Genomic DNA, 6,723 nt, shown 5'->3' with positions numbered 1-6,723 from the left:
TCGAGGGCCGCCCGGTCGGCGCCGACGACCTGCGCGCCGCCGTGCGCGCCCAGAACGGCGCTGGGCTCGACCGGCTGGCCCGCCGGGTGGAACCCGGGGTCGGCTGGGACGACCTGGTGCTCCCGCCTGCCACCCACCGGCGGCTGCGCGAACTCGCGCTGCGCGCCCGACACCGCGAGCAGGTGCTCGGGCAGTGGGGGATGCGGCCCGGCGGCGGCCGCGGGCGCGGCGTGATCGCGCTGTTCGCGGGCGAGTCGGGCACCGGCAAGACGATGTCGGCGGAGGTCGTCGCGGCGGACCTGGGGATGGACCTGTACGTGGTCGACCTGTCCACGGTCGTCGACAAGTACGTCGGCGAGACGGAGAAGAACCTGGAACGCATCTTCACCGAGGCGTCGGCGGTCAACGCCGTACTCCTCTTCGACGAGGCCGACGCGATCTTCGGCAAGCGCTCGGAGGTGAAGGACGCGCACGACCGGCACGCCAACATCGAGTCGGCGTACCTGCTCCAGCGCATGGAGTCCTTCGACGGCATCGCGGTGCTGACCACCAACCTCCGGGCCAACCTCGACGAGGCGTTCACCCGCCGCCTGGACGTGGTGGCGGACTTCCCGGTCCCGGACACCGGCCAGCGCCTCGCCCTGTGGGAACGGTGCCTGGGCGACCGTCTGCCCCGCGCCGACGACCTGGACCTCGCCTTCTGCGCGGACCGCTTCGAACTGGCCGGCGGCTCCATCCGGGCCTGCGCGGTGACCGCGGCCTACCTCGCGGCGGAGTCCGGGAAGCCGCTCATGATGCGGCAGGTGGTGACGGCGGTGGCACAGGAGTACCGGAAGCTGGGGCGGCTGGTGCTGGAGGGGGAGTTCGGGGCGTATCTGGAGGAGGCGGTCGGCGCCTGAGGGGCCCGGACGGCCGGGCCCCGGCGGCGGTTCAGGAGCCGATGGACATCCTGTCCTCGTAGTCCTCGTCGGAACTGCTGCCCTGCGAGTCGAACTGGATCGTGGCGAACGGCTGCCCGGGCGAGGCCTGCTGGGAACCGTCGGACATCACCTCGTCGGAATCGCTCGACTGGCTGCTGGACTCGGTGTCGCTGTCGGCAGCGGGGGCCGGGACGTCGCCCAGGGTGTAGGTGGCGGAGGCACCGGTGCCGCTCCTGGTCACCCAGCCCGCATCGACGTACGACTGGATCAGCTTGTCGCGGCGGTCCTTGGGGAAGGTCGAGCGGGTCATGCCCTGCATATGGGTGTCGGCGGTGCTGGCGGTGGGGGCCTGCCCCTGGGCGCTGAGGTCTTCGTAGTCCTGGTACGAGAGGGAGGTGGCCCTGTCACGGGCCAGCGCCTGCACGGCGAAGAGCTGCATCTGGTCCTCGGTCAGCGTTGTCCGACCGCTCAGTTCGTCCTTCGCCTCCGTGTAGTACTGCGCCAGGTCACCCGGATCCCGGCCCGCCCTGATCTGATCATTGATGTCCGGTTCGTTCTCCCAGCTCCGGTAGGCGGCAACGGCGTTGTTGAGGTAGATGTCGATCTTCTCGGGGATCATCACCCGGCGGTAGTTGCCGTTCGCCGTGCCGTAGGTCACCTCGAAACGAAGGGTGCCCGTGCCCACCCCGACCATCTCCTGTTCGATCCGACGCCACATTCCGGTGCCCTGGTTCAACGACCACTGGGGGACGATGTTCTCGGTGACGTCACTGCCGCCCACCTCCAGCCCCATGACGTGACCGCGGTCGTAACCCGCGCCGCCGAACAGGTCCTTCCACACCTGCGGCTCGGACGGCGCCCCGCGCGCGCCGTTCTGGTTGCGGTAGGCGGCGTGGAGCCTCTTGACCGCGATCGGGTTGGGCGCCGCCGGCCGGCCGGCCGTGCCCGTCGGGTTGATGGGACCGGTCACCGTTCTGGGACGCTGGATGACCAGGTCGTGCCCGCGTGCCGCGTTGGCCTTGCTGGGCTGGTAGTGCGTCACCGTCGCGTTCTCCAGCACGGTGGTGCTGGCCCGTTGCACCGTGTCCGCCGCCTGCGGCGTCGCGTCCCCGTCCGCCTCGGCCAGGCGCTGCACGTCCGGCGCCGGTCCCGACATGACCCTGTGCGCGTTGGCCTCGGCGGCGCGCTCGAAGCGGTCGCCCGGGTCCGACATCGCGAAGCCGTGCCCGGTGGCGGCGCCCGACACCGGGCCGTTGCGCTGCTGGACGACGTGCGTGAGTTCGTGGGCGAGGGTGTGCTGGTCGCCGCCCCCGTCACCGATCACCACATGGCTGCCGGAGGTGTAGGCGCGGGCGCCGATCGCGCGGGCCGAGCGGGCGGCCGCGGCGCCGGTGTGCAGCCGTACGTCGGAGAAGTCGGTGCCGAACCGGGATTCCATGTCCTGGCGTACGGGCCCCGCGAGGGGCCTGCCGGACGAGCGGAGGACGTCCTGCACCCCGGTGTCCGACTGCTGCGGGGCGGGTGCGGGGCGTGCGCGGCGGGCGATCATGCCGGTCGCCGCGGCGTTGCCCGCGCCGCGCTGCACCGCGCGGAGCACGTCGGCGGTGAGCGGGGGCGGTACGGCGGCGCCGGCCCCGGGCGTCTCCCGCCGGGCGGTGGTCCGGCCGCGCGACGGCCGCGGGGTCCCGGTCTCGGTCCGCTCGCTGTGGGGCCTGGACGTCTGCACTCGCTGCCCTCTCGTCGGCACACTGCTGCGACCTCCCAGTGGACCCCGGGGAGCGCCGGGCGTCCAGGGCCGTACGGGCAGGGGCGGGTGACGTCCGGACGGTCATCGGCGAGGGACCGGAAAGGCAGCCACCCTGCCCCCGAGCAGGTCCATGGGGCCCTGTCGCACCGACGGACCCGCCCCGAAGACTCGGCACGGACACAGGTGACCGATCCGCAGGGGCACCCCGCAAGGACACGAAGGAGCGAGCATGCCGACGTACCTCACCCCGGGCGTGTACGTGGAGGAGGTGCAGTCCGGTGCGCGACCGATCGAAGGGGTCGGCACCGCCGTCGCCGCGTTCGTCGGCTTCGCGCAGAGCGGCCCGTTCCACGCGCCGACCCTGGTCACCAGCTGGGACCAGTACACCCTGCTCTTCGGCGGCTTCACCGAGGGTGCCTACCTGCCGCACGCGGTCTACGGGTACTTCGCCAACGGCGGCGGCGCCGCGTACGTCGTGCGGATCGGCGGTTCCGCGGAGGACGCCTCCGCGCCGGCGGCGGCCGACGGCACCCGGTCCCATCGCGGCAGCGGCGCGGTGGAGCCGGTGGAGCTCGGCGGCTTCCTGGTCGCGGCCCGGCCGGGTGTCTCCGGGGTGTCGGTGGAGGTCGCCGACGCGGACGGCGAGAACCCGCCGGAGGACCGTTTCAAGGTCCTGGTCCGCCGGGGCGACCAGGTGGCGGAGACGTACGACGCCTCCACCCGCAAGAACGTCAAGGGGTACCTGGTCTCCCAGGCCCGCGGCTCCGCGCTGGTCGAGGTGACCGAGAAGCGGGGCGCCACCCAGAGCCGGCCCGCCAACCAGACCCTGGCGCTGCCCGACGCCCCGGCCACGCCCGCCGTGCCCGGCTCCGGCCCCGGTTCCGGTTCCGGCGAGGTGGCCCGCCTCGACCCGGCCGAGTACGTCGGCGACGCCGCGGCCCGCACCGGCTTCGGCGGCCTGGAGGCCATCGACGAGATCACCATGGTCGCGGTCCCGGACCTGATGAGCGCCCACGAGCGCGGCGACATCGACGCCGAGGGCGTACGCACCGTGCAGCTCGCCGTCATCTCGCACTGCGAGCAGATGGGCGACCGGGTGGCCGTCCTGGACACCCCGCCCGGACTCACCGCCCAGCAGGTGCGCACCTGGCGCAACGACGAGGCGGGCTACGACTCCCGGTACGCCACCCTCTACTACCCGTGGGTGCGGGTCTTCGACCCGGCCGCCGGGCGCAACACCACCGTCCCGCCGAGCGGCCACGTCGCCGGCGTGTGGGCGCGCAGCGACGCCGAGCGCGGCGTGCACAAGGCGCCCGCCAACGAGGTGATCCGCGGCGCGGTGGACCTGGAGTTCCGGCTCAGCAAGGGCGAGCAGGACCTGCTCAACCCGATCGGCGTGAACTGCGTCCGGGCCTTCCCCGGCCGGGGCGTGCGGATCTGGGGCGCCCGCACCCTCTCCTCCGATCCGGCCTGGCGCTACCTGAACGTGCGCCGCCTCTTCAACTACCTGGAGGAGTCGATCCTCCTGGGCACGCAGTGGGTGGTCTTCGAGCCGAACGACGACCGGCTGTGGTCGAGCATCCGGCGCAACATCACGGCGTTCCTCACCGAGGAGTGGCGCCGGGGCGCGCTGTTCGGCCGCACCGCCCAGGAGGCGTTCTACGTGAAGTGCGACCGCGACAACAACCCGCAGGAGTCCATCGACCAGGGCCGGGTCATCTGCGAGATCGGGGTCTCCCCGGTCAAGCCCGCGGAGTTCGTGGTGTTCCGGCTGGCCCAGTTCTCCGACAGCACCAGCCTCGTCGACGAGTGACCCGCGGGTCGGTCAAGGAAAGGTGACGAACAGTCATGGCAGAGGGCGATGCTCTTTCCACCCACGTCTTCGGCGTGCAGCTCGGTGGGTACATGGTCGAATCGATCCAGGAGATCAGCGGGCTGAGCGTCGAGGAGGACGTCGTCGAAGTCAACGCCGTCAGCTCGCTCGGCAAGCAGATCATCCGCAAGCAGCCCGGCCGTCGGCTGGCCGGCGAGGTCACGATCACCCGGGGACTCGACCAGAGCAGCGAGTTCACCACCTGGATCAAGGAGACGCTCAACAACGGTGCCGTCAACACCGCCCGGCAGAACCTGACCATCGAGATCATGGACTCCGAGGGCAACACGGTCCGCCGCATCCAGCTGATGCAGGGCTGGGCCTCCAAGTGGGAGGGCCCGAGCCTCAGTGCGGGCCAGTCGGCCGCGGCCACCGAGACCGTCACCATCGTGTTCGAGGAGATCATCGTCGAATGAAGCGCCGTACGGTGACGGCGGGCAATCTGGACGAGATCCTCCAGATGACGGCGCCCGCCCCGGCAGGACCAGGACCACGGGTTGCGCACCGAGTTCGAGTTCGAGCTGCCGCGCGGGTACGTCGACGAGGCGGGCACGGTGCACCGCCACGGGGCGATGCGGCTGGCCACGGCCCGGGACGAGCTGCGACCCCAGATCGACCTGCGGGTCAAGGAGAACCCGGCCTACCTGAGTGTCGTCCTGCTGAGCCAGGTGATCACCCGGATCGGCTCGATCACCGATGTGCACGCCGGGGTGGTGGAACGGATGTACGCCACCGACGTCGCCTTCCTCCAGGACTTCTACCGCCGCGTCAACAGCGAGGGGCACACCCGGGCCGCGGTGACCTGCCCCCACTGCGAGGGCGGCTTCGAGGTCGACCTCTCGGGTGGGCGCCTGGGGGAATCGTGACGTACGCGCTTCCCCGGCTCCGGGAGGAGATCGCGTACATCGCCTACCACTTCCACTGGCCCCGTGCGGAGATCCTCGACCTGACCCACGGCGAACGCCGGCAGTGGGTGGCCGAGATCGCCCGCATCAACACCCGCGTGAACGAAGGCGGTTGATCACATGGCATGGCGGGACTGGCTGCGCCGCCGGGCCGCCGGACCGGACACCGCGGACCGCCCGCGGACCGGCGTGCGCGTCGGCGCCGGAGCGGGCGGCCCGTCCGGTGGTACCGATCCCGCGGCGGTCGGCGGTTCTGCTTCCGCGCCGGTCGGTGGTTCCGGTCCCGCCGTGGCCGGAGGCACTGGTTCCACCGTGCCCGGCGACTGGGACGGTGGCTGGCGCAGCACCTCGGCGCCGGAACTCACCGTCTCCCGCGCCCCGCTCGGCGTCAGCGACGGCCTCGCCTTCCGCGCGGGCCTGGCCGCCTGGCAGAACCCGTCGTTCGGGACCGGTCTCGGGCACGCCCTGCTGCCCACGGCACCGACCGGCCTGGTACGCGGCGTCGCACGTCCGGCCGCCCCCCGGCCCACCGACACCGGCGGGGGGCCGCTGCTGCTCCGGGCAGCTCTGCGTCCACAGGGGGCGGACAGCCCTCCTGACGGAACAGCGGACACCGGGGGCGCGGTCACCGGGGGCGCGAGCACCGGGAGTCCGGGCGGCGCCGATTCGAGCGGCCCGGCCCGGCCGTCGGCCGCCGATCCGGCGTTGCAGGTCGCGCGTCGGACGCGTCCGGGGGCGCGAACCGGGGAAGCGCGGGGCGGAACGCGGCCGTCGGACCCGGTCGCACAGGACTCGGTCGCCCAAGATTCGGCACCTCGGACCGCACGGCCCTCCCGGGGCGGTGGTGGCGACGCTCCGCCGGCCCGTCGTGACCTCATGCCCGCGAACGCCCCCACCGTCCTCTCTCCGCCGTCGGCGTCGGCATCGGCGTCGGCCTCGACTCCCCCGGTCCAGCGCGCCGTGCAGCGGGGCCGCGGCGCGGTCGTGAGCCCCGACGGGACCGGCCACCGGCCCGCCCCACCGGAAGTCCCCCTCGTACGGCGTGTGTCCGTGATCCAGGGGATCCCGGACGCCGCGCACGCGATCGCCCGTGAAGCCGCGCCCCGGCCCGGTCCGAGCGGCCCATCGAGCACGTCCGTCCCCACCGGCACGACCCGCACGTCCGGTCCGTCCGTCCAACGCGCCGCGAGCGCCGGGACGGGGACGACAGGGTCGCGGTCCGACCAGGCCGGCGAGCGACCGGCGGCGGGCCGGGCCTCCGGCGGCGCCGACGTGCCC

At 73.0% G+C, this 6,723-nt stretch carries 5 protein-coding genes and 1 pseudogene; 5 read left to right on the top strand and 1 reads right to left on the bottom strand.

All coding sequences use genetic code 11. The features are described 5' to 3' along the window. The coding region (locus tag UW392_RS46925) for an ATP-binding protein (protein ID WP_320781479.1) at nt 1-899 on the top strand (899 nt) is incomplete at its 5' end. Between the two features lie 31 nt (nt 900-930). On the opposite strand, the gene UW392_RS46920 is transcribed toward UW392_RS46925, so the two are convergent. Continuing rightward, on the bottom strand, nt 931-2,646 hold the full coding sequence (locus UW392_RS46920; RefSeq protein ID WP_320781478.1) for a DUF4157 domain-containing protein: 1,716 nt from the start codon (nt 2,644-2,646) through the stop codon (nt 931-933). Between the two features lie 250 nt (nt 2,647-2,896). Here UW392_RS46920 and UW392_RS46915 point away from each other — a divergent pair, with 250 nt between their 5' ends. The 4 genes and pseudogenes from UW392_RS46915 to UW392_RS46900 all read left to right on the top strand — a co-directional run bounded on the left by UW392_RS46915 (nt 2,897) and on the right by UW392_RS46900 (nt 5,561). Further along, on the top strand, nt 2,897-4,480 hold the full coding sequence (locus tag UW392_RS46915; RefSeq protein WP_320781477.1) for a phage tail sheath family protein: 1,584 nt from the start codon (nt 2,897-2,899) through the stop codon (nt 4,478-4,480). A 35-nt stretch (nt 4,481-4,515) separates the two neighbouring features. Then, nucleotides 4,516-4,956 (top strand): phage tail protein, encoded by a 441-nt coding sequence (locus tag UW392_RS46910; RefSeq protein WP_320781476.1) that lies wholly within the window; start codon nt 4,516-4,518, stop codon nt 4,954-4,956. After that, nucleotides 4,953-5,406 (top strand): annotated as a pseudogene (locus UW392_RS46905) (hypothetical protein). Before UW392_RS46910 ends, UW392_RS46905 begins: the two are co-directional and overlap by 4 nt. Then, a complete protein-coding gene (locus UW392_RS46900) occupies nt 5,403-5,561 on the top strand; it encodes a DUF6760 family protein (RefSeq protein ID WP_320781475.1) in 159 nt (52 codons plus the stop codon). The pseudogene UW392_RS46905 and the gene UW392_RS46900 overlap by 4 nt, the downstream one beginning before the upstream one ends. Nucleotides 5,562-6,723 lie beyond the last annotated feature (1,162 nt).

It is taken from the genome of Streptomyces sp. CRN 30 (assembly GCF_034105845.1).
This window is presented reverse-complemented; position numbering and strand designations above follow the sequence as displayed.